The organism is Fluviicola sp., assembly GCF_029266855.1.
GTDB lineage: Bacteria > Bacteroidota > Bacteroidia > Flavobacteriales_D > Crocinitomicaceae > Fluviicola.
Map to the genome: position 1 here is coordinate 190,213 of NZ_JAQSWB010000004.1, position 20,947 is coordinate 211,159.

General features: G+C 40.8%; 18 protein-coding genes. 7 read left to right on the forward strand and 11 right to left on the reverse strand.

Annotation, left to right across the window (positions count from 1 at the left end):
- Nucleotides 1-2 precede the first annotated feature (2 nt).
- Entirely contained in the window at nucleotides 3-731 is a 729-nt protein-coding gene (locus K0S23_RS11120; protein ID WP_300357197.1) for an FkbM family methyltransferase, read from the reverse strand.
- 288 nt (nucleotides 732-1,019) lie between these two features.
- Here K0S23_RS11120 and K0S23_RS11125 point away from each other — a divergent pair, with 288 nt between their 5' ends.
- The 3 genes from K0S23_RS11125 to K0S23_RS11135 are packed head-to-tail and all read left to right on the forward strand — an operon-like array spanning nucleotide 1,020 to nucleotide 3,967.
- On the forward strand, nucleotides 1,020-2,162 hold the full coding sequence (locus K0S23_RS11125) for a glycosyltransferase family 1 protein (RefSeq protein ID WP_300357199.1): 1,143 nt from the start codon (nucleotides 1,020-1,022) through the stop codon (nucleotides 2,160-2,162).
- Between the two features lie 24 nt (nucleotides 2,163-2,186).
- Entirely contained in the window at nucleotides 2,187-3,017 is an 831-nt protein-coding gene (locus K0S23_RS11130) for a hypothetical protein (protein WP_300357201.1), read from the forward strand.
- Between the two features lie 11 nt (nucleotides 3,018-3,028).
- A complete protein-coding gene (locus K0S23_RS11135; protein ID WP_300357203.1) occupies nucleotides 3,029-3,967 on the forward strand; it encodes an endo alpha-1,4 polygalactosaminidase in 939 nt (312 codons plus the stop codon).
- 100 nt (nucleotides 3,968-4,067) lie between these two features.
- On the opposite strand, the gene K0S23_RS11140 is transcribed toward K0S23_RS11135, so the two are convergent.
- Together K0S23_RS11140 and K0S23_RS11145 are read right to left on the reverse strand one after the other, a co-directional pair.
- A complete protein-coding gene (locus tag K0S23_RS11140) occupies nucleotides 4,068-5,225 on the reverse strand; it encodes an acyltransferase (protein WP_300357206.1) in 1,158 nt (385 codons plus the stop codon).
- Nucleotides 5,222-6,472 carry an LETM1-related biofilm-associated protein gene (locus tag K0S23_RS11145; protein WP_300357209.1) on the reverse strand — a complete coding sequence of 417 codons (1,251 nt, stop codon included), beginning with the start codon at nucleotides 6,470-6,472 and terminating at the stop codon, nucleotides 5,222-5,224. The genes K0S23_RS11140 and K0S23_RS11145 overlap by 4 nt, the downstream gene beginning before the upstream one ends.
- A gap of 134 nt (nucleotides 6,473-6,606) precedes the next feature.
- Between K0S23_RS11145 and K0S23_RS11150 the strand changes: the two genes are divergently transcribed.
- The 3 genes from K0S23_RS11150 to K0S23_RS11160 all read left to right on the forward strand — a co-directional run bounded on the left by K0S23_RS11150 (nucleotide 6,607) and on the right by K0S23_RS11160 (nucleotide 9,973).
- Nucleotides 6,607-7,242, forward strand: a complete 636-nt coding sequence (locus tag K0S23_RS11150; protein ID WP_300357212.1) for a peroxiredoxin — start codon at nucleotides 6,607-6,609, stop codon at nucleotides 7,240-7,242.
- The gene (locus K0S23_RS11155; protein ID WP_300357215.1) at nucleotides 7,242-7,685 is read left to right on the forward strand and encodes a DUF4395 domain-containing protein; all 444 of its coding nucleotides are present in this window, start codon (nucleotides 7,242-7,244) and stop codon (nucleotides 7,683-7,685) included. The genes K0S23_RS11150 and K0S23_RS11155 overlap by 1 nt, the downstream gene beginning before the upstream one ends.
- A 92-nt stretch (nucleotides 7,686-7,777) precedes the next feature.
- Nucleotides 7,778-9,973: a M43 family zinc metalloprotease gene (locus K0S23_RS11160; protein ID WP_300357218.1), complete on the forward strand. Its 2,196-nt coding sequence runs from the start codon at nucleotides 7,778-7,780 to the stop codon at nucleotides 9,971-9,973.
- A gap of 76 nt (nucleotides 9,974-10,049) precedes the next feature.
- On the opposite strand, the gene infB is transcribed toward K0S23_RS11160, so the two are convergent.
- From infB to rimP, 3 genes are all read right to left on the reverse strand, one after another.
- Nucleotides 10,050-12,944 carry a translation initiation factor IF-2 gene (gene infB, locus K0S23_RS11165; RefSeq protein ID WP_300357220.1) on the reverse strand — a complete coding sequence of 965 codons (2,895 nt, stop codon included), beginning with the start codon at nucleotides 12,942-12,944 and terminating at the stop codon, nucleotides 10,050-10,052.
- A 179-nt stretch (nucleotides 12,945-13,123) separates the two neighbouring features.
- Complete coding sequence (nusA, locus tag K0S23_RS11170) at nucleotides 13,124-14,359, reverse strand: transcription termination factor NusA (RefSeq protein ID WP_294859994.1); 1,236 nt, start codon at nucleotides 14,357-14,359, stop codon at nucleotides 13,124-13,126.
- A 6-nt stretch (nucleotides 14,360-14,365) separates the two neighbouring features.
- Nucleotides 14,366-14,842, reverse strand: coding sequence for a ribosome assembly cofactor RimP (gene rimP / locus K0S23_RS11175; protein ID WP_300357223.1), 477 nt, complete (start codon nucleotides 14,840-14,842; stop codon nucleotides 14,366-14,368).
- Nucleotides 14,843-15,269: 427 nt separating this feature from the next.
- On the opposite strand from rimP, the gene K0S23_RS11180 reads away from it, so the two are divergent.
- Nucleotides 15,270-16,124 carry an aldose 1-epimerase family protein gene (locus K0S23_RS11180; protein ID WP_300357225.1) on the forward strand — a complete coding sequence of 285 codons (855 nt, stop codon included), beginning with the start codon at nucleotides 15,270-15,272 and terminating at the stop codon, nucleotides 16,122-16,124.
- Between the two features lie 63 nt (nucleotides 16,125-16,187).
- Here the strand turns inward: K0S23_RS11180 and K0S23_RS11185 are convergent, their stop codons facing one another.
- The 5 genes from K0S23_RS11185 to K0S23_RS11205 form a co-directional block, all read right to left on the reverse strand.
- The gene (locus K0S23_RS11185) at nucleotides 16,188-17,441 is read right to left on the reverse strand and encodes a hemolysin family protein (RefSeq protein ID WP_300357228.1); all 1,254 of its coding nucleotides are present in this window, start codon (nucleotides 17,439-17,441) and stop codon (nucleotides 16,188-16,190) included.
- Between the two features lie 32 nt (nucleotides 17,442-17,473).
- Complete coding sequence (gene purD / locus K0S23_RS11190; RefSeq protein WP_300357231.1) at nucleotides 17,474-18,751, reverse strand: phosphoribosylamine--glycine ligase; 1,278 nt, start codon at nucleotides 18,749-18,751, stop codon at nucleotides 17,474-17,476.
- A gap of 1 nt (nucleotide 18,752) precedes the next feature.
- Nucleotides 18,753-19,439 carry a phosphoribosylformylglycinamidine synthase subunit PurQ gene (gene purQ, locus K0S23_RS11195; protein WP_300357234.1) on the reverse strand — a complete coding sequence of 229 codons (687 nt, stop codon included), beginning with the start codon at nucleotides 19,437-19,439 and terminating at the stop codon, nucleotides 18,753-18,755.
- 62 nt (nucleotides 19,440-19,501) lie between these two features.
- Nucleotides 19,502-20,440 carry a hypothetical protein gene (locus K0S23_RS11200; protein ID WP_300357236.1) on the reverse strand — a complete coding sequence of 313 codons (939 nt, stop codon included), beginning with the start codon at nucleotides 20,438-20,440 and terminating at the stop codon, nucleotides 19,502-19,504.
- A 63-nt stretch (nucleotides 20,441-20,503) separates the two neighbouring features.
- Nucleotides 20,504-20,947, reverse strand: coding sequence for a GNAT family N-acetyltransferase (locus tag K0S23_RS11205; protein ID WP_300357238.1), 444 nt, complete (start codon nucleotides 20,945-20,947; stop codon nucleotides 20,504-20,506).

A 20,947-nucleotide genomic window follows, 5' to 3' on the forward strand; every position in this document is an offset into this window, starting at 1 on the left:
AGTTATTCTGCGATGAAAATAAAGTTTTGTGTGTGATGTTTAGAAGAATCAAACGGAACGATCTGGTTGTTCTCTCCTACAAAAATAGAATAACTGAATGATTTCAAATACTCGAAACACTTAGCCCTGTTCTCATTGTTCCAAAGCTCGGCATAAATGATCGGTTTATTGGATGTAATGATACGGCTTGCTCCTTTTAAAGCAAAATACTCGAAATTCTCAATATCGATTTTAATTGCCTGAACCGGCTGACCGTTTAATATATTGTCCAATTTGTCCAATTTCACATCCACTTCTTTCCCCTCATTCCATTCCGTAATGGTTTCGTGTTTGATGTGACTCAAACCTTGCATCACTGTTTGACCATTTACCGGAAGCACCATTTTAGCGGTTCCCGATTCGTCGCCCAATGCAATTTCATGGATTTTAGTTGTTTTTAGTTTGAATTTCGCGATAATCCGTTTTAAGACGCTCACGTTTGCCGGCATGGGTTCAAAGGCGTGAATGGTTGTATTGGGAAGTTTATTGGCCAAATGCACGGTCATAATTCCCAGATTCGCACCAATATCCAGGACATCTCCTTTACCGTCTTTCAATAATGATAAGAAGGTGAAGAAATCGTTTTCCTTTTTGTCCGAACGAAGTGTTTTGATTTTATACAGCGCAAAGACATACAGATAGGTATTTAGACCCAATAATTTCTGTAAAATATATTTAACGCTATTCTTCATTTTCAATAAGATGCCGCGAAGTTAGGAAAAGTTGGAAAGAAGGCGGCTTATTATTTTGGATATTTTGGATAAATGTGGTTGAGATCCTTACATCGAGGGTAAACTAAAACAATGAAGCCGGGGTATTTTAGCCTTTCACAAACCAATCCGGAAGTTAAAAGTACTGTTTTTAGAATAAAACAAATTTGAGCTTAAGAACTCTTCGCGACCTTCTTTCTTTGCGGTTACTTTTTTATTTTTCACCGCAAAGATGCAAAGAACGCAAAGTAGTTTGTAACTTCGGAACCGATGCGCATCGGAATAAACACACGGTTTTTATTGTCTTCCAAAATGGAAGGTTTCGGCTGGTACACTTATGAAGTGGTAAAACGCATGGTGGAAGCACACCCGGAACATGAATTCGTGTTCTTCTTCGACCGTCCTTTCGATCCGAAATTTATTTTTGCAAAAAATGTAACTCCGGTTGTGTTGTTTCCTCCTGCCCGACATCCGATTCTCTTTGTCTGGTGGTTCGAGTATTCCATCAAAAGAGCATTGAAAAAATACCGGATTGATGTTTTCTATTCACCGGACGGATATTTGTCTTTGAGGTCACCGGTTCCGCAGCTTGGCGTGATCCATGATCTGAACTTCGAACACCATCCGGAGGATATTCCGGCAAGTCCTTTAAGATATTTACGCAAATACTTTCCGAAGTTTGCGAAAAAGGCTGCGCATATCCTGACAGTTTCCGAATATTCCAAACAAGACATTGTTCAATCTTACGGGATTTCACCCTCGAAAATAACCGTAGCCTGGAATGGTGCTTCCGAATCATTTTTGCCCTTAGAAGCTGAAGAGATTCAAACTGTCAGAATAGAAAAAACAAGCGGCCGACCTTATTTCATTTTCGTTGGAGCAATTCATCCGAGAAAAAATGTGGGACGTCTCATTGAAGCATTCGGCAAGTTTGCACAGGTCAATCCGGATATCGATCTGTTGATTGTCGGTGAAAGTTTGTGGGCAAATAAGGCTTCTTCCATTCCGGAAGTTTCAGAAGAATTGAAAAAACGCATTTTATTTTCCGGTCATGTTTCCCTGGCAGAATTAAATAAGCTGATGGGGGCAGCTTTTGCGCTGACATACATTCCTTATTTTGAAGGATTTGGAATTCCATTGGTAGAAGCCATGCGCTGCGGTTTGCCGATCATAGCCGGAAATTTAACCTGTCTGCCGGAAGTAGCAGGTGAAGCCGCAATCTATGTCAATCCCTTCGATATAGAAGAAGTTTCAAAAGCAATGATATACCTTGCTTCAGACGAGCAAAAACAAGCAGAATTAGCACAAAAAAGCCTTAAGCGGGCAGCTTTATTTTCCTGGAACCATACTGCAGAAGCTACCTGGAACGTTCTTACTGAAACAGGTAAGCTAAACCATGGCAAAACGATTTAAAAACAAAACTCAAATCCATTCTTCATGCAAAAAGGATTGTTTTTTCTGATTTCTTTCTTGTTCATTTCAATTTGCAACTGCCAGGTTGCTGTTCACTTTTTAGACAGAAAGACCTTGATAAAGAATCATGTTCGTAAGGCCATTCAGGTGAACAAAACAAATCAAACTTCATCACATGCCGATAGTTCTTATGCTGTTTTCAATGAAAAGGGGCAAGTAATCATCTCCAACGATTACGATTATCAATATAACCAGGCTTTAGGTGTTTATGAACCCGAAGAAGAAATTGTTTACCGCTATTACGATGAAAATGGAAAACTCGTCGGGCAGGTAAATTACATTCCAAAAGCCGAAAATCCAATTAAGAATATATTTCTCCATAGTGAAGATACGATTTCAAAAATCACATCACATATGGGCTTTCGTTCATACACAGAAGGTGAATGTACACTGGATTTGTTTACCTCTACCAAGCCAATAGATACTTCGCAATTCAACCAGGATACCATTTGGATTACAAAATATCATGCGAAAGTTCCTGCTTTCCATTGGAGGGAAACTACCTATTACGAAGAAATTAAATTTGATCCCAAAGGAAGAGTTGAAACTTTAGAACGCGTTGAGTTTGCATTCAAACCTGGCACCTATGAACACAAGGTAAAAACAAGCTATTGCTATGACAAAAATGGAAATTTAATTTCCAGCATCGAAAATCGTTTTGATGAAAAAGGGAAGCACTATGAGACGGACGAATTCTTCTATTCAGATAATGGATTACTAACTACCGTTCGTCTACAAGACAAAAGAAACCATACTGTCCGGGAATATGAGTTTACTTATGAATACCGGAACTAATTATTGAAGTTATGTCGAAACTATTTCTATTGCTTGTCGGAATGCTGTTCCTTTTTTCTTGCAAAGAGAAGAAGACCATTAAGGCTGGTGTAAAAATGCAGGATTTCATTATTTCAATCAGTGAATATGCCCGCTCCCAGGATCCGGATTTTATCCTCATTCCTCAAAACGGTGAAGAAATTCTCTTTACTGATATCGACCCGGAAAAGGGATTAAACACCAATCTGATTCAGGCTATTGACGGCTACGGAGTGGAGGAATTATTCTATAATCAGGCTTATACACCCGACGATTACCGATTGGGAATCTTACGAAAAGTCAACTCATCATTAAAAGTGATGGTTGCTGATTATTTAGATGTTGATTCAAACGCTCCGAATTCTTTTCAACTGGCCGATGCGAATCAATTTATCGCTTTTCCAAGAAGTACTTCAAACTATGATTATAAAGCCATCCCAAGTACAGTTTATCATGAAAACACGAATAATATCCAAACTTTAGCCCAGGCTCAAAACTACCTGTATCTCATTAGTACGGATAATTATTCGGATAAAGCAACATTCCTTAATGCTATTCAACAAACCAATTTCGATGTGGTGATAATCGATGCGTTTTTTGGAGATGATTTGCTCACCGCAGATGACGTAGCAAGTCTTAAAACCAAATTAAACGGCGGACAACGCCTGGTGATTTCCTACATGAACATCGGTTCGGCAGAAAAATACCGCTATTACTGGAAAAAGTCCTGGGGATTGCATCATCCGCTATGGCTGAAGAAAAAATATGACGGATACAAAGATGAGATCTGGGTGAAATTCTGGAAAGACGAATGGCAGGAAATCATATACGGAAATGACGATTCATACACCAAAAAACTACTGAATGCCGGTTTTGACGGGGTGTATCTGGATAATGTAGAAGCCTACTATTTCCTCTATCACAAAGATTAGCATTTTTCACCGCAAAGATTGAACGCTTACGCCGAAGCTACAGCGAAGGAGCAAAGGACGCAAAGAGAGTTCCTTGAACAATGGTCTAATTCTTCGCGCTCTATGCGCCTTCGCGGTTCATCTTCTGCAACACCTTTTGCTTCTTCTTTTCGAAATAAGCTTCCAAAGTTCGTTTAGAAAGCGCTGAAACTCCAATGATCAGCGGAATGGCAATACCATAGTAAAACAAGCTTTCCCACCACATTCCCGAACCGGCAACAAAGCCTTTTACCAATTCAATGATTTGGGAAAGAATCAATAAATGGAACATGTAAATCCCGTATGAGATTTCCCCGAGATAAGAAAAAAAGCGGTTTTCCAGGGTAAACAAATTCTTATCCACAACCGAAACTCCAATAATCAGGTAAAGGAATAAGGCATTCGGAACGATAGCTGAAACGATCGGATTCCCGAAAAAGAAATACCAAAGATCTGCGTGGATATTTGCTCCAAAGAGAATAAAAACGAGTATCAGGGAATAGAAAAAGAGTTGTGAAGGAATGCTGTAAATCCAAGAAACAGTAATCCGACTTCCATAATTAAACACCAAATAAGCCCCCAAACCACCGATCGCCATTGCTTCAAACTGGTGAATGCGAATCACATAACTCAAAACTCCCGGTAATGCCCAATAAGTATTAATGCTAATCAGGATCAATTTGAATGCAATAACTCCAAGCAACAATTTCAGCACGTGTTTTTTCAGCCATTTGAATAGAGGCGCCCAAATAAGATAGAATACCTCCTCTACTCCAATAGACCAAAGGGGTTCAAGGAGGTTACTCCCAAAGAAGTAATTCACCATTCCCGGAACAAAGAAAACGAAGTAGTACCAAGTTTCCCCGAAAGTATAAGGCATTTTGTAAGGAATATTGAACCAATCAATAAAATACGGCTGAATAATTGCTCCGATAATGACCATCAGAAAATACAAGGGCCAAATCCGGAAAACGCGTTTGATATAGAATTGCTTAATGGAAATATCATTTTTTACTTCCCGCTCTTTCAGCAATAAATAAGTGATCAGGAAGCCACTCAGAACAAAGAAAAAACTGACGGCATGCGTACCGTTTTGAAACAATCCGAAATCCTTTAAATGATTTTGTAAGCCATGATCTTTTCTTAAAGACTCCGCATGGTGGATCACTACCAAAAAAGCAGCGATAAACCGCAGGGTGTTCAAACCTTTGAAACGAGAAATTGCTTTGTAGTTCGTCATTCTTCCAGTTCGTTATCTTTAAAGGCTGACGGCACCAGGTTAGGAATAATTTTCAAAACGATCGGTAAGAGCAAAGCTCCTCCCGGCAATAGAAAAATAGCTAAAGCAGGCATCGATTTTACGATATCCATAAATTGCGTTTTAACCTTTTCTTTTTCTTCCTTAGTCAATTCTTCGGATGCAGATTTCCGGATCAAAAAGACCAGTTCCTTGCTCTGTTTAATTTCCTGAGCTAATTTATCTTTGTTCCTTCCCAATATCTTGATCCAGCGTTTGGAAACACTATCCAGCATTAACTCCATCGAATTCGAATCGTTCAAATAAGAAACCTGGTGATTATTTTCCAATAAAAACTGGTCGGTGCAATAAATCGCCTCATCCAAATCCCTTTCCGAACACTTCATCCATTTTTTCAGCATGATCAAAGTCTCAAGATCTGTTTCCCTTGAATTCTGATTCATATGCATGGTAAGGACGGCAAGATCCAGTAAATAGCGTTTGAAATTCCATGAATCAACCATCTCTGAATTTAGCTCGTTCAGGCTGATCCCTTCTTTAAAACGCAATTTCGCAAGTTCCTTTTCATCGGAATCCAAATCTGCCGAAAGCAAAAAAGTATTGAATAAGTTCTTTTCATGATCCTGGATCTCTCCGTCAGAATAGGCGGAAATAGAAATAATCCCCAAGGCCATAAGTGCCAGTTTCTGATAATCCAGCGTTTGTTGTCGCTTATTCTTTAAAAAATCCTCGAAGAGAATAACGTCCAGGTAGATGAATGAATTATTGAAATAACTCATCCAGGATTTCGTATTTATCAAATGCTTAGGAACATCCGTACGTTTCTCCAAAATACGCTCGATCCTCTCGGAAGGACTTTCCTTCAGGAAGAATGTCAGAACTGAAGTAAGTGATTGAACACGATGTTTTTTGTAGAAAATATGCAGATCATTCAAAAACTCCTCCGGTTGCAGTTTTGTTTTCCCCTGAATATTGTAATGCGTAAACAAAAGCGATTCGAAGAGAAGAACGGTTAACTGCTCGTCGTGTGTCCATTTGGAAATGTTCCAGCTTTTTCCGAATAACAATTTTGAAGGATAACCAAAGATAATTCCCGTTTGAGAAAGTGTGTAATGATTGAATTCTGCGCGGGTTAAATCTGCCGGCTTTTGCAGGTCAATAGAAAGTTCACCTGACTCTATCAGTTGTAAGTACTTAGCAATCCATCCTTTCGAACCGGGAGCGATCATGAAGCAAAGTTAAGCATATTTGGATAGGGACTGCTAAAATTTTCAATTAGTCTGTTTTGGTTTCATTATTTCCACCTATATTTGTCCTACTTATTCTATAGAATATATATTTTAATAATAAAAAACACAGCAATATGGCTTTAAGACTCGGCGACACAGCACCAAACTTCACGGCAAAAACCAGCAGCGGAGATATCGATTTTCATGAATTCTTAGGAGATTCCTGGGGTATTTTGTTTTCACATCCTGCTGATTTTACTCCTGTTTGTACTACAGAATTGGGTAAAACTGCCAAACTAGCGAATGAATTTATCGCCAGGAATACAAAGGTACTTGCTCTTTCTGTCGACGGGGTGAATTCACACCATGAATGGATCAGGGACATTAATGAAACACAAAATACGGAAGTCAATTTTCCAATTATTGCAGATGAAGATCGCAAGATTGCCGAATTGTATGATATGATCCATCCGAATGCATCTGCAACATTAACTGTTCGTTCCCTGTTCATTATTGCTCCGGATAAAACAATCAAACTGATGATCACTTATCCTGCTTCAACAGGCCGGAATTTTCAGGAGATTCTGCGAGTTCTCGATTCCCTGCAATTAACGGCAAATTACAGTGTTGCAACTCCGGCAGATTGGAAACACGGTGAAGACGTTGTAGTCATCCCTGCTATCAAGACAGAAGATATTCCCGGAAAATTCCCGAAAGGATTCCGGGAGGTGAAACCTTATTTGCGTTTGACGCCACAACCCAATATCTGATGGAGAAAGAAGGCTCAAGTTGTCCGGTTAATGACAAACAGGTTAATGAGATCGTGATCCGGCTGATTGCAATGCAGGTTATCTTTATAACTGCAACGGCATTGTATTTCCAAATTCCTTATATCACAATGCTGTTAGTAGTTGATTTCGGTTTTCGCGCATTTGGATTTAGCCATTTCTCTCCTTTGAAATTTATTGCCCGAAAAACCGTCTCTCACTTTCAATTGGGTTACAAGGCAACGAATGAGGCACCAAAAAGGTTTGCTGCAAAGGTCGGATTGTTTGTTGTTACGCTATTCTCAGTGGGTATGTTTCTTCAAATTCCCTGGTTTTCCTTATTACTTGGTACCGGATTACTTCTCTTCGCGGTTTTGGAATCGGGATTCGGGATTTGTGTCGGGTGTATCATCTACCATCAATTAACTCGTTATAAGGTGGTTTGATTATCGTTTGAATCAGGTCGGGTTGTAAAATTTGCACCCCGATCTGCAACCGCCTGTTCCTATTTGGAGTCTAGAGCAGAAGAAACAGATTTATGAAAACAGTTCTACTCCTGCTTGTACTATTCGCAATTAAAAATTCATTTGCCCAAACGGGAAACTGCGGTACCGATCAAATCCACGATCATTTAATCAAGCGATTCCCTGAATTCTTTGAAAAGGAAAATCAGAATAACGAGCGCTTATACCACTTTCTGGCGTCAGACTCATCGAACCACGAAAAAACGGTCCATATCATCCCAATCGTATTTCACATCATGCATCAAAACGGACCTGAAAACATTTCTGATGCGACCGTAATTCAGGCAGTAGACGAGTTGAATCAACGTTTTCAGAATATGGGACAATTTTTCGATGCAAGCGGTCATCAGGTAGATATTCAATTCTGTTTGGCATCGGTTGATCCCTGGGGGAATCCAACAAGTGGAATTACACACGATTATTCTTCGATTTTGACTCTCAATTATTATGATTATGTTCAGGATTGGACTTTCAAGACACAAAATAGGTGGAATCCGTTTCTATACCTGAACGTTTGGACCGTAGGAAACATTGCAGTTGACCCATTCCAAAATCCATTGGGTGTAGGCGGTTATGCCACTTTTCCCGGTGGCCCGATAGAAACAGATGGTATCGTGGGCCGTTATAACCTGTTTGTGTCTAGCTTATTGGCGCATGAAGTCGGGCATTATTTGAACCTGTATCATACCTTCCATTCGTGTACCAATTTCAATTGTTTGCTGGACGGGGACCGTGTTTGTGACACACCACCTGACAATTCAAATGACAATTCCGCCTGCCAGGGAAATTCCTGTAATACTGAAATGAGTGATACTTCAGGTTTCAACCCGTTTTCCGGAGATGTTGCGGATTTGCCAAATTACATGGACTATACCTCTTGTCCCCTATCATTTTCACAGGGACAGGCAGACAGAATGCAAGCCGCTCTTATCCAGCTAAGACCAACTTTACTGCAGTCGAACGGATGCGGGGCACATCCGGGCGGAGCCATTCCGCTTGCATCTTTCACGATTGATTCCTCTTTTTGTAAAGGAACCGGAAAATATGGATTTCAAGCAAGCGATCCGAACTCACTTTATGCCGCCTGGGATTTTGACGGAAACGGAACAATTGATACGGTCGGGCAACAGGTAGTACATCGTTTTTCGAATTCCGGCATATATCCCGTCAAACTTTATGTGAGCGGGTACGGCGGTTCGGACACACTGACTCAATTGGTTTCCGTATTTGTTGCACCACTTCATTATCCTGTTTCAGAAAATGCGATCGGAACAACAATGGATCCTATTCTGAATGTTCCCTATGCTTGTATCGGTGATCAAATAACTTTAACGGGAGCTCCCGGAATGAGCAGCTATTTATGGAGTACAGGAAGTACAACTCAAAACACCACATTTACAATCGACACTACAACCGAGGTTTCATTGACAATTACAACTCCGTCAGGTGAAATACTAAGCTCCTGTCAAAGCTTTAGAATTGGTGTAAATCCGCCGATCCACATGGTTATGGAGGTCGGTTCCGACACAGTAGATTGCGGCGATTTGGTGACTTTGAGATGGTACCCGATTCCCTATTGGTTTCCTGCTACAAATACCTGGTACAGAAATGGAAGTTGGTTTTCAGAGAACCAGACAGTTCTATCCAATTATGGAACACCACCGGGAGATCAGGCTGTGTGGGTTGAGAATAATGTTGACCCGATTGGATGTCAAACCGACAGTGATACGATTCATTTTTTCATCAATGACGCTGAACCGGTTCATTTGAGTTTCGATGGAACTACCCTTCGCAACAGTTACGATTGTTTGTCGCATTTATGGTATCGGGATGGTGTTCTTTTAAGTGAGCAGGACAGTGCTTTGGTAGTTCCGCAAAACGGATGTTACTGGTGCGGATGCATAACTTGTGAATACATCATCACAGATACAATTTGTATTACGAATCTTGGAGTGAATACTTTTGCTGAGACGAACATTGACATTTTCCCGAATCCCTTTTCCGAAATCTTAACTATTCAGTTCTCCGAAGAACAGGATGCCACTTTGATTGAATTACTTGATCCGGCAGGAAAACTGGTGCGAAGAGTAAAAACTGATGGAAAAGAGTTATCGCTGAAACGCGAGGGATTAGCTTCGGGAGCTTACTTCATTCATATTTACAACGAGAATACTGATTTAAACGAAACCAGGTTAATCCTGATTGAATAATAATCAGAAAGAATCTAATAAAAACACGTAGGGCCGCGATTAATCGCGGCCCTACGTGTTTATCAATATGAATTAATTACAATTTTCTTGCAACTTCTACTTCTTCGTAAGCTTCAACTAAGTCACCGATTTTGATATCGTTGAATTTATCGATATTCAAACCACACTCGTAATTGTTTTTCACTTCTTTCACATCGTCTTTGAATCGTTTCAATGATCCAAGAACACCTGTGTGAATTACGATTCCATCGCGAATAACACGGATCTTGGAAGTGCGTTTGATTAAACCGTCTGTTACGTAACATCCTGCAATCGTACCCACTTTCGTGATTTCGAATGTTTCGCGGATCTCTGCAGTACCAAGTACTTTTTCTTCGATATCCGGAGATAACATTCCTTCCATTGCAGCTTTCAATTCATCGATCGCTTTGTAGATTACAGAGTAAAGTCGGATATCAATTTGTTCCTGTTCTGCCAATTTACGAGCAGCAACTGATGGTCTTACCTGGAACCCGATAACGATTGCATCGGATGCAGAAGCTAAGTTTACATCGGCTTCAGTAATTGCACCAACTCCTTTGTGAACGATATTTACCTGGATTTCCTCTGTAGAAAGTCTCAATAATGAATCCGACAAGGCTTCGATTGATCCGTCCACGTCACCTTTAACGATCAGGTTCAATTCCTTGAAATCACCAATCGCCAAACGACGACCGATCTCATCCAGGGTAATGTGTTTATTTGTACGAAGACCCTGCTCACGATACAACTGCTCGCGTTTCGTAGCAATTGATTTCGCTTCGCGTTCGTCATCCATAATATGGAATGTATCTCCTGCAGACGGTGCACCGTTAATTCCTAATACAGATACTGGCTGTGAAGGCCCGGCTTCTTTCAAGGAAACACCGTGCTCATCATGCATTGCACGAACACGACCGTAGTTACGTCCTACCAATACAACATCACCAACTTTCATTGTTCCAGCATGTACAAGCATGTTTGTAACGTATCCTTTTCCTTTATCCAAAGAAGATTCGATTACCGTACCAACTGCATTCTTATTCGGATTTGCACGTAAATGCAGAATCTCTGCTTCCAACAATACTTTATCCAATAAGGCGTCAATATTCAAATTCTGTTTTGCAGAAATTTCCTGGCACTGGTATTTTCCACCCCACTCTTCTACCAAGATGTTCATAGCAGAAAGTTGCTCACGGATTTTGTCCGGGTTTGCACCAGGTTTGTCAATTTTATTGATCGCAAATACCATTGGTACATTTGCTGCCTGAGCATGAGAGATTGCTTCTTTTGTTTGAGGCATCACGTCATCATCCGCTGCTACAATGATAATTGCAACGTCAGTTACCTGAGCACCACGAGCACGCATCGCCGTAAAGGCTTCGTGACCCGGTGTATCGAGGAAAGTCATTTTACGACCATCTTTCAATGTAACTGAGTAAGCACCGATATGCTGTGTAATTCCCCCGGCTTCACCAGCGGTTACGTTTGCATTACGGATTTTATCCAATAAGGAAGTTTTACCGTGGTCAACGTGTCCCATCACCGTAATGATTGGCGGACGGTCGATCAGATCTTCCTCTTTATCTTCTACTTCCGGAATTGCTTCCTGAACGTCGGCTGAAACGAATTCTGTTTCAAATCCGAACTCTTCTGCCACGATTTGAATAGTTTCAGCATCCAAACGCTGGTTGATCGAAGCGAAGATTCCCAATGACATACAAGCTGAAATAACCTGAGTTGGAGACACATTCATCATCGATGCCAATTCTGACACGGTAACGAATTCCGTCAACTTCAAGATTTTCTCTTGCAATTCAGCTTCCAATTGTTCTATTTCACGACGTTGCGCACGGTCATCCCGTTTAGCACGACGATTCTTAGACGCTTTGGATTTACCTCCCTGAGAAGATAAACGAGCCAGGGTATCTTTAATTTCTTTCTGAATATCTTGTTCGGTAACTGCCGGTTTATCAACAGGTCCTCCTTTTCTGAAGTTGCTTCCTGTACCACGGTTGAAGGTTCCTCCACCCGGGCGATTTCCACCCTGGCCTGGTCCGCCTGGTCCTCCCGGACGGTTTCCACCACCTGGTCCTCCTGTACCACCTTGTGGGTTTGTACCAGGAGTTTTCGGTACTTCTTTCTTTATACGTTTACGTTTCTTGCGATCATCACCCGGACGAGAAGAACCAACAGATTTTGGTCTTTCAACAGGTAATTCAATTTTACCAAGGACAGTTGGTCCCGATAATTTTGTGCGATCAACGCGAATCGTTTCTATCTCTTTTGGAGCATCAGGTGCCGGTGCCGGAGTTTCCTTTGCTTTTTCTGCTGCTGCAGATTCTTTTTCAGGAACAACAGGTGCAACCGGAGATTTAGGATAATCGCTTTTATCGATCGGCCCGTCTTCCTTTTTGCGTTTATCCGGTCTTGTTTTAGTATTCAATTTATCAAGGTCGATTCTACCGATTACCTGGATTCCACCGTCAGCTGACTGAGCTTGTGGCTCTTCTTCAGCACGTGGGATTTCTGTTTTCGGTTTCTCCTCTTCGACTGGTTTTTCAACAACAGGTTTCGGAACTTCAACCGGCGGAGTCTCTTCTACCTTTGGAGTTTCAACTTTCGGAGTAACAACGGGTGCAGTTTTTACTTGTTCTAACGCACTGTTATCAAAATCTTCCTCGTCTTCCTGAGACTTCGGTTCGTCTTTGATATCGCGTAAAGTAATTGTCTCACGCTTTTCTCTCTTAACCGCCGTCATTTTGGATTGCTCCTTTAAATTTTGGTCAGCGGCAAATTGAGTGCGCAACATATCATACTGCTCCGGATCCAACTTCGTATTTGGATTGGAGTCAATAGCTTGTCCCTTCGATGCCAAAAAGTCGACGATCGTAGAGATTCCTACATTCAATTCTCCTGCTGCTTTTCCTAAACGCTGTGTTTTACCAGACATATATTATTTGCTTCTTTTAATTAATGTTCAATGTTCCATCCGTCACCGACGGACCGGAATGAACAGTTTTTGCTTTGTAAAGATAGTTAGTGTTAGTCAGATTTAGGTGAAAATCGGTCAGGTATTTTTCACCTGACCGAAATCACCATCTATTTCTTTATTGAAAATTGTGCTTTCTATCACTCAAATTCCGAGCGAAGAATGCGCAATACTTCCTGTATTGTTTCTTCTTCCAGGTCTGTACGCTGAACTAAATCGGCAACTGTCAATTCCAATACAGATTTCGCTGTATCACAACCAACTGCTTTCAATTCATCCAAAATCCAGCTGTCGATTTCATCTGCAAATTCTTCTAAGTCAACATCCTCATTGTCAGATTCTCCATCTCTAAAGACATCGATTTCAAATCCTGTTAACTTACCTGCCAAACGGATATTGTATCCTCCTTTTCCGATTGCCAAAGAAACCTGATCCGGTTTTAAGAATACGCTTGCACGTTTTTCTTCCTCATCAATTTCGATATTGGTAATTTTTGCCGGAGACAATGCACGTTGAATAAACAATTTCGGATTACTAGTGAAATTGATCACATCAATGTTTTCATTGCGCAACTCGCGAACGATTCCATGGATACGCGATCCTTTCATTCCAACACAAGCTCCAACCGGATCAATACGGTCATCGTACGATTCAACTGCTACTTTTGCTCTTTCTCCCGGTTCACGAACGATGCGTTTAATAGTGATCAAACCGTCAAACACTTCGGGAACTTCCAATTCGAACAAACGCTCAAGGAATTCCGGTGCGATACGGGAAAGGATAATTACCGGCGAACTGTTGCGCATGTCTACTTTCGAAACAACTGCACGAATAGATTCACCTTTCTTGAAGTAATCCGAAGGAATTTGCTCTGATTTTGGAAGGATTAACTCATTGTTCTCATCATCCAATACCATAATTTCTTTCTTCCAAACCTGGTAAACTTCACCTGTGATAATCTCACCGATACGCTCTTTGTATTTCTTGTACAAATGGTCTTTTTCCAATTCAAGAATACGAGAGATCAGGTTTTGACGAAGAGACAGGATGTTTCTGCGACCGAAGTCATTGAAACGGAATTCTTCCGATACTTCCTCACCGATTTCGAAATCCGGCTCTATTTTAATTGCATCCGAATAAGCGATCTCCGTGTTTTGATCTTCGACCTCACCGTCCGCAACAATCTCCTTGTTTACGAAAATCTGAACGTCTCCTTTATCAATGTTAACGATCACATCAATGTGTTCATCCGTGTTGAATTTTTTCTTCAACATCGCACGAAACACGTCTTCCAAAACGTGTTGCATCGTTTGTTTGTCGATACTTTTGAGTTCTTTAAACTCCGAAAACGATTCTACTAGTTCCAAGCTGTTCATAGCTTCTTATTTAAATGAAATAACAATTTTTGCTTCGTCTATATCTGAAAAGGCAATCTTATTTTCGATCACCACCAGTTCCTTTTTCTTTTTACCCTCGATTGCCTGCTTCTCTTCGCGCTGCAAAACAATCCCGGATTCATCAACGGTCATTAATGTTCCCGTTACTTTTTCCTTTGATTTCAATTTCACATTCAAATCACGACCAATATTCTTTACATACTGGGCATGCACACGCAATGGCTTATCCAAGCCTGCGGAAGAAACACTCAATTCAAAATCAGCATCTTCGCGATCCAGATTGTGTTCGATGTTTCTCGAAACAGACATGCAGTCTTCAATTGAGACATTTCCTTCTGTTTTATCCAACTCTAAGCGAATCACGTTTGAAGAACTAATTGTCAATTCCACAATAAACAAGCGTTCATCGCGGTCTTTGATTCGTTCTTCTGCCAGTTCTTTTACTTTTTGTTTTGAAATCATATGAGATAAAAAGAGGGGACTTGCGTCCCCTCATTTGTGTATTTAACCTTAAATGTGACGCAAATATACGCATTTATTATTGAAAACCAAGTAAGAGGCACGAATTTCTTTCTCTGATAATGGCATTTTCAATTTAAGTTTTATTCAGAATACAACTGTTCGCGCCAATAGTATTCTCACAAAGGTGACAGTAGCAGACTTTACAGTCGCTACGAATGCGAAACCTACTTCGTTGTCGACTTCGCAGGTTATTCCCTACTTCGCTCTTTCGAGCTTCGTAGTTTGAAAGGTGGGGTATCCATACTTAATCCATGCTCTATAGTGGGAGTATCCATACTTAAAAGATAACGAATCCGTAAGGCAATCAGCCATTTTCTGTTTGAATGATTTTCGTGCACATTTTAAATTTAATTAACTTTCGGAATTCATGGAAACACGTGTCAAATTACAAAATGATCAATTCACCACCGAAATCAATCTACTTGGTGCGGAATTGACTTTTTTCGGAAAAAAAACAGAAGCGAACATCTTATGGGCCAAACAAACGGAGCACTGGAACCGTGTCGCTCCGAACCTTTTCCCGATCGTTGGAAGATTGGTTAACGATTCTTACACTTTTAACGGGAAATCTTATCCGCTCACGCAACACGGTTTTGCACGGGACCGGATGTTTGAAGTGGCAGAACAAACAGAAAATTCAGTTCGTCTACGCCTGGTTTCAGATACTGAATCGATGCATATCTACCCGTTTTCTTTTGTGTTTGATGTATGTTATTCGCTTTCAGAATCAGGGCTTACAATTTCTTATGAAACACAAAATACCGGTAAGGGAGTGATGTATTATTCTGTAGGCGGACATCCGGCTTTTCACCTGAAGGAACCACTGGAGAATTACTACCTGGAATTTGATTCGGACATTCAACTGGAACGCGAAGAACTGGCGGGAAGTTACTTTTCGGGAGAAACCAGCTATTATGGTGTTTCGACTCATCTGAATTTAAGCAGTGAACTATTCGAAAATGATGCGTTCGTGATGAAGGGTCCTGATTTTAATTCGGTTTCCCTGAAACACTCAAGTGGAGAAACAATTGTTCAGATGCAATGCGATTCATGGACCGCGATTGGTTTCTGGACAAAAAAAGACGCTCCCTTTCTTTGTATCGAACCCTGGTGGGGATGGGCAGATCACTCGGATGCAAGTGGAAAATTGGAAGAAAAGGCAGGAATAAGAAGTTTGAACCCGGGAGAAAGTGAACTGCTGGAGTATGAATTGAAAATATAAAGTGTCATTTTGACTATGCTCAATAAGCTTGTTACGTTTCCAGCTGACTGTGGGTAATCGAAGTCAGTCTCTGGTCAACCGTATGATCTCAATCCGCCGATCCGTCACTTCTTCTACGATCAAAGTCCATTTTTCAACTTCAATCTCTTCTCCTCCCTGTGGAATAGCTTCCAACTGATGAATCACCAGGCCTCCCAAGGTTTCATAAGAATCCGATTCAGGTAATTTCAGGCCGTATGTTCTGTTCAGATAAGAAATCTCAGCTCTTGCGGAAAAGCGATAGGTGTCTTCGTCGATTTGTTCTTCCAGCCAGGGTTCGTCATCGTGTTCGTCTTCAATCTCTCCAAAGATCTGTTCAATAACATCTTCAATGGTTACAACTCCTGAGGTTCCACCATATTCATCCACTACAACAGCAATGGATTGTGTTTTCTTGGTGAACAATTCAAGTAATTCTTTTCCTGGCATGGCTTCCGGAACAAAAGAGATCGGTCTTAAAATCTGTGTGATTGCAGTCGGTTTTTTGAATAACTCATAGGAATGTACATAGCCGATAATATTATCGACAGAATCCCTGTACAACAGTAACTTAGATAAGCGCGTTTCGACAAATTTCGCAAGGAGATTTTCAATACTTTCCTCTACATCAATCGCTTCTATTTCCATTCTCGGAACCATGCAGTCACGAGCTTTAATCCTGGAAAAATCGAGTGCGTTTTGAAGAATCTGGATTTCATTCCCCAAGTCTGCCTCGTCCTCCATCCGCTCATTCACATCCTGAACAAAATGCTGAAGGTCCGTCTTGGAAAACACTTTTTCCGATTGTTCTATGCGAATTCCAAAGAGCCGCAGCAAGCCATTACTCATCCATACAATCAACTTCGTTGGGATATACAGAATCCAGTAAATCAAAAGCATAGGAGCAGATCCAAGACGGAAAATTCCATTCGGATTGATCTGGAAAAGAACTTTCGGGAAGAATTCTGCAAACGTCAAAACGATCAGGGTTGAAATAATGGTTTGGAGTAATACAACCAGGAATTCCTGCCTGATTCCCCAGGAATCGATGAGGGGATCCAGGGTTTCTGCCATGTACATTCCGAAGATGACAATTCCAATATTATTGGCGATCAGAAGAGTGGCCAGGAAATGCCCGTCATTTCCATAAAAAACATTTAATAGACTGCTATACCAGGAATTCTTACCCCGATCCAATTCCACTTTCAATCGATTAGACGAGACAAACGCAATCTCCATTCCTGAAGAATATGCAGAAAATAGTAGTGATGCAAGAATAATGATGACGGAAGGATCCATTCAACTACTGAAAGTAGAAATTTACTAAAAATTTATTTAGTCACATCAAATCCGATGTCTTTTCTAAAATACGCTTTGTCGTAAGAAATTTTCTCGATACTTGCATAAGAACGCTCCAATGCAGCTTCCAGGTTTCGTCCGTAAGATGTAATTGCTAAAACGCGGCCTCCGTTCGATAAAACAACCGGTCCGTCGCTTGAAGTTCCGGCATGAAAAACCAAACTGTCAGTCACACTGTTAATCCCGTTGATTACTTTGCCCTTTTCATAAGCATCCGGATATCCTCCGGAAACCATCATGACCGTACAAGCGCTTCTTTCTTCAAACTGAATATCGCATTCCGAAAGTGTGTTTGTAGCAACACCTTCTAATAAGTCTATTAAATCGGATTTTAATCGTGGCATAACCACCTCCGTTTCAGGATCGCCCATTCGGCAATTGTACTCAATTACATAAGGTTCGCCTTTCACGTTGATTATTCCGAAGAAAATGAATCCTTTGTATACAATTCCGTCTGCTTTCAATCCTTTTACGGTTGGAATGATGATCTGGTTTTCAATTTTATCCATGAATGTTTTATCACAGAAAGGAACCGGTGAAACAGCTCCCATACCACCAGTGTTCAATCCTGAATCACCTTCTCCGATGCGTTTGTAATCTTTTGCTTCGGGGAGGATTTTATAAGAATCTCCGTCTGTTAAAACAAAAACAGAACATTCGATTCCTTTTAAAAACTGTTCTATAACAACTCTTGAAGAAGCATCTCCGAATTTAGCATCGGCAAGCATACTTTTTAATTCAGCTTTTGCTTCAGGAAGTGTTTCAGGGATCAAAACTCCTTTTCCTGCAGCCAAACCATCCGCTTTCAATACGTATGGCGCTTTCATGCCTTCCAGGAATTTATATCCCTGTTCCAGGGTGTCTTTTGTAAAAGTTGCGTATTTGGCTGTCGGGATATTGTGACGCATCATAAATGCTTTCGCGAAATCCTTGCTCCCTTCCAGCTGAGCGGCCTCCTTGTTCGGTCCGATAACAGGAACACTTTTCAATTGAGGATCTGCTAAAAAGAAGTCATGAATCCCTTTCACCAAAGGATCTTCCGGTCCGACGATCACCATATTAATATTCTCTGCGAGAACAAAATCTTTAATTGCCGGGAAATCTATTGCAGATATATCCACATTTGTTCCGTGCAGTCGGGTACCGGCATTTCCCGGAGCAATAAATAATTGCTCTAAATGAGAGCTTTTGGCAATTTTCCAGGCAATTGCATGCTCTCTGCCCCCTGAACCCAACAATAAAATACGCATATTAACAGAATTTCAAGATTGATTCGAAGAAACGTTTTCCGTCTTCATTTGCCAAAGCTCCGTCTGCAGCTCTTTCCGGGTGAGGCATCATTCCAAATACATTTCTTCCCGGGTTACAAATTCCGGCAATGTTATGTAAAGATCCGTTCGGGTTACTTGTCTCGGAAACCTGAGCTTCTTCATTTACATAATGAAACAATACCTGATCGTTATCTAAAATAGATTTCATGGTGTTATCTGGCGCATAAAATCTTCCTTCCCCGTGCGCAATTGGAATTTTATATGCTTTTGAAGCATCCAGTCCCTTTGTAATTGCACTGTTTGAGGTTGCAGGTTTCAGATACACATTCTTGCAAATAAACTTTTGGTTGTTGTTATGCAATAGTGCACCCTCCAGCAGTCCGCTTTCTGTCAGAATCTGGAATCCGTTACAAATACCCATTACGTAACCACCTTTGTCAGCATGATTCATAATTTCACCCATAATCGGAGAAAGTTTTGCAATTGCTCCTGAGCGTAAGTAATCTCCATAAGAGAATCCACCCGGAAGAACTACAAAATCCACCCCTTTCAGGCTGGTATCTTTATGCCATAAACGTTCTACTTGTTGGCCCATAATTGTTTCAAGTACATATACCATGTCTTCATCACAATTGGAACCGGGAAAGGTAACAACACCAAATTTCATTGATCTATTTTTGCGACGGAAGCCCGTCAATTCATGAATGGCAACAAAGTTAGTCAATCTAGTCAGACAACCATGTATGATATGAGGAAAAATTTAGCAACAGCTATAATTAAGGTGAGGTAGAAAAAAATACTGGCCACCCGTTGCCAGATCCGATGAATAAAGGCGAAGGTAAAGAAGAAACTTAAAGGAATAAAGAGCATACTGATCCATTCCGACTGTTGATAAATAATCATTTCCGCCACTCCCAGAAGCAGGGTTCCGACAAGAATCCATATCAGGGCGCGATTCAATTTTTTAAACCGGATATTACTTACACGAACGCGGATCTGGGTTCCGATAATACTCAGTAAGAAGAGAATGACAATCGTTGCAGTAGTTCCGTAGAAGAAGACTTCTTCATATTTAATGAGAGAAGAATGCCTTAAGATCCGTGTGGAGATAGTATGTCCCGAAATCCACCAATAGGCCAAGCCGTTGATAATCGGAATCACAAATCCAATGATCATTAAAAGCCATTGTCTGAAACTAAAAGGGTGCAGGGCCCAGGCGGAAAACCAAAAAGGTATTATTAATGCCGCACTCGGGGGAAGAAATGAAGCAGATAATCCAATAAAAAAAGCACTGTTAAATGAAGATGTCAGGTTTGTTTCATTGGTTTTCAACTGGAACAGCAAACGCAATGACTGAAGCAGGAACAAATGACAAATCAATACGGCATCCACCTGGTAAAAGGAATGGGAGAAACTCATCAAAACAACATAGAACAAGGAAGGTCCGTAGTTATTCTTATCCAGGAACTCGTGTTTGTTGAAAAGAAAGTTTAACTGAATTGCATTCGCCATCACGATAAGGGAAGCTCCTATTGAAGTCCACCAGGAACTCAGAAAAGCAGTTTTTCCCCAAAGACCCAAATCAACAACATCAATCAAAGCGTGGAAATGAAACTGCGTATTCAGGAATTGAAACCCAATAATAATAGGAATCAATAGTAACAACACTAAAGGACGATTATTCAAAAAAGGGCGCAATATCATGCTGCGAATTTAATCGGAAATTTAGAATCAAAAAAACAAACGGCCATTCACCCATTCCGGATCCAGGATAGCCTGATGTTTTTTATAAAATTCAATGGCCGGTTCATTCCAGTCCAGAACCTGCCAGTCCATGCGCTTAACCTCCCATTTTTTAGCGGTTTCAACTACCCGGCTAAATAGTTCCGAGCCGATTCCTCCTCTTCTGAAATCAGGTTTTATATAGAAGTCTTCCAGGTAAAGACATCTTCCCTTCCAGGTAGAATAAGATCTGTAATACAGGGCAAATCCGACAACTTCCAGGTCTTCGTTCTCAACCACCAACGCTTCGCATACATGGTCAACAAACAAATCGACCCGAAGTTTTTCCACCGTATTGGTTACTTCGTCGGGGGCCTTTTCATACAATGCCAGTTCAGATATTAACTCATGAATGGCTTTTTCATCACCGGTTTTTGCCTTACGGATATTCAT

What these genes read in the sequence shown, in the direction of transcription:
- K0S23_RS11120 (WP_300357197.1), bottom strand. Translation starts at nt 731, where the DNA reads ATGAAGAATAGCGTTAAATATATTTTACAGAAATTATTGGGTCTAAAT.
- K0S23_RS11125 (WP_300357199.1), top strand. Translation starts at nt 1,020, where the DNA reads ATGCGCATCGGAATAAACACACGGTTTTTATTGTCTTCCAAAATGGAA.
- K0S23_RS11130 (WP_300357201.1), top strand. Translation starts at nt 2,187, where the DNA reads ATGCAAAAAGGATTGTTTTTTCTGATTTCTTTCTTGTTCATTTCAATT.
- K0S23_RS11135 (WP_300357203.1), top strand. Translation starts at nt 3,029, where the DNA reads ATGTCGAAACTATTTCTATTGCTTGTCGGAATGCTGTTCCTTTTTTCT.
- K0S23_RS11140 (WP_300357206.1), bottom strand. Translation starts at nt 5,225, where the DNA reads ATGACGAACTACAAAGCAATTTCTCGTTTCAAAGGTTTGAACACCCTG.
- K0S23_RS11145 (WP_300357209.1), bottom strand. Translation starts at nt 6,472, where the DNA reads ATGATCGCTCCCGGTTCGAAAGGATGGATTGCTAAGTACTTACAACTG.
- K0S23_RS11150 (WP_300357212.1), top strand. Translation starts at nt 6,607, where the DNA reads ATGGCTTTAAGACTCGGCGACACAGCACCAAACTTCACGGCAAAAACC.
- K0S23_RS11155 (WP_300357215.1), top strand. Translation starts at nt 7,242, where the DNA reads ATGGAGAAAGAAGGCTCAAGTTGTCCGGTTAATGACAAACAGGTTAAT.
- K0S23_RS11160 (WP_300357218.1), top strand. Translation starts at nt 7,778, where the DNA reads ATGAAAACAGTTCTACTCCTGCTTGTACTATTCGCAATTAAAAATTCA.
- infB (WP_300357220.1), bottom strand. Translation starts at nt 12,944, where the DNA reads ATGTCTGGTAAAACACAGCGTTTAGGAAAAGCAGCAGGAGAATTGAAT.
- nusA (WP_294859994.1), bottom strand. Translation starts at nt 14,359, where the DNA reads ATGAACAGCTTGGAACTAGTAGAATCGTTTTCGGAGTTTAAAGAACTC.
- rimP (WP_300357223.1), bottom strand. Translation starts at nt 14,842, where the DNA reads ATGATTTCAAAACAAAAAGTAAAAGAACTGGCAGAAGAACGAATCAAA.
- K0S23_RS11180 (WP_300357225.1), top strand. Translation starts at nt 15,270, where the DNA reads ATGGAAACACGTGTCAAATTACAAAATGATCAATTCACCACCGAAATC.
- K0S23_RS11185 (WP_300357228.1), bottom strand. Translation starts at nt 17,441, where the DNA reads ATGGATCCTTCCGTCATCATTATTCTTGCATCACTACTATTTTCTGCA.
- purD (WP_300357231.1), bottom strand. Translation starts at nt 18,751, where the DNA reads ATGCGTATTTTATTGTTGGGTTCAGGGGGCAGAGAGCATGCAATTGCC.
- purQ (WP_300357234.1), bottom strand. Translation starts at nt 19,439, where the DNA reads ATGAAATTTGGTGTTGTTACCTTTCCCGGTTCCAATTGTGATGAAGAC.
- K0S23_RS11205 (WP_300357238.1), bottom strand. Translation starts at nt 20,947, where the DNA reads ATGAATATCCGTAAGGCAAAAACCGGTGATGAAAAAGCCATTCATGAG.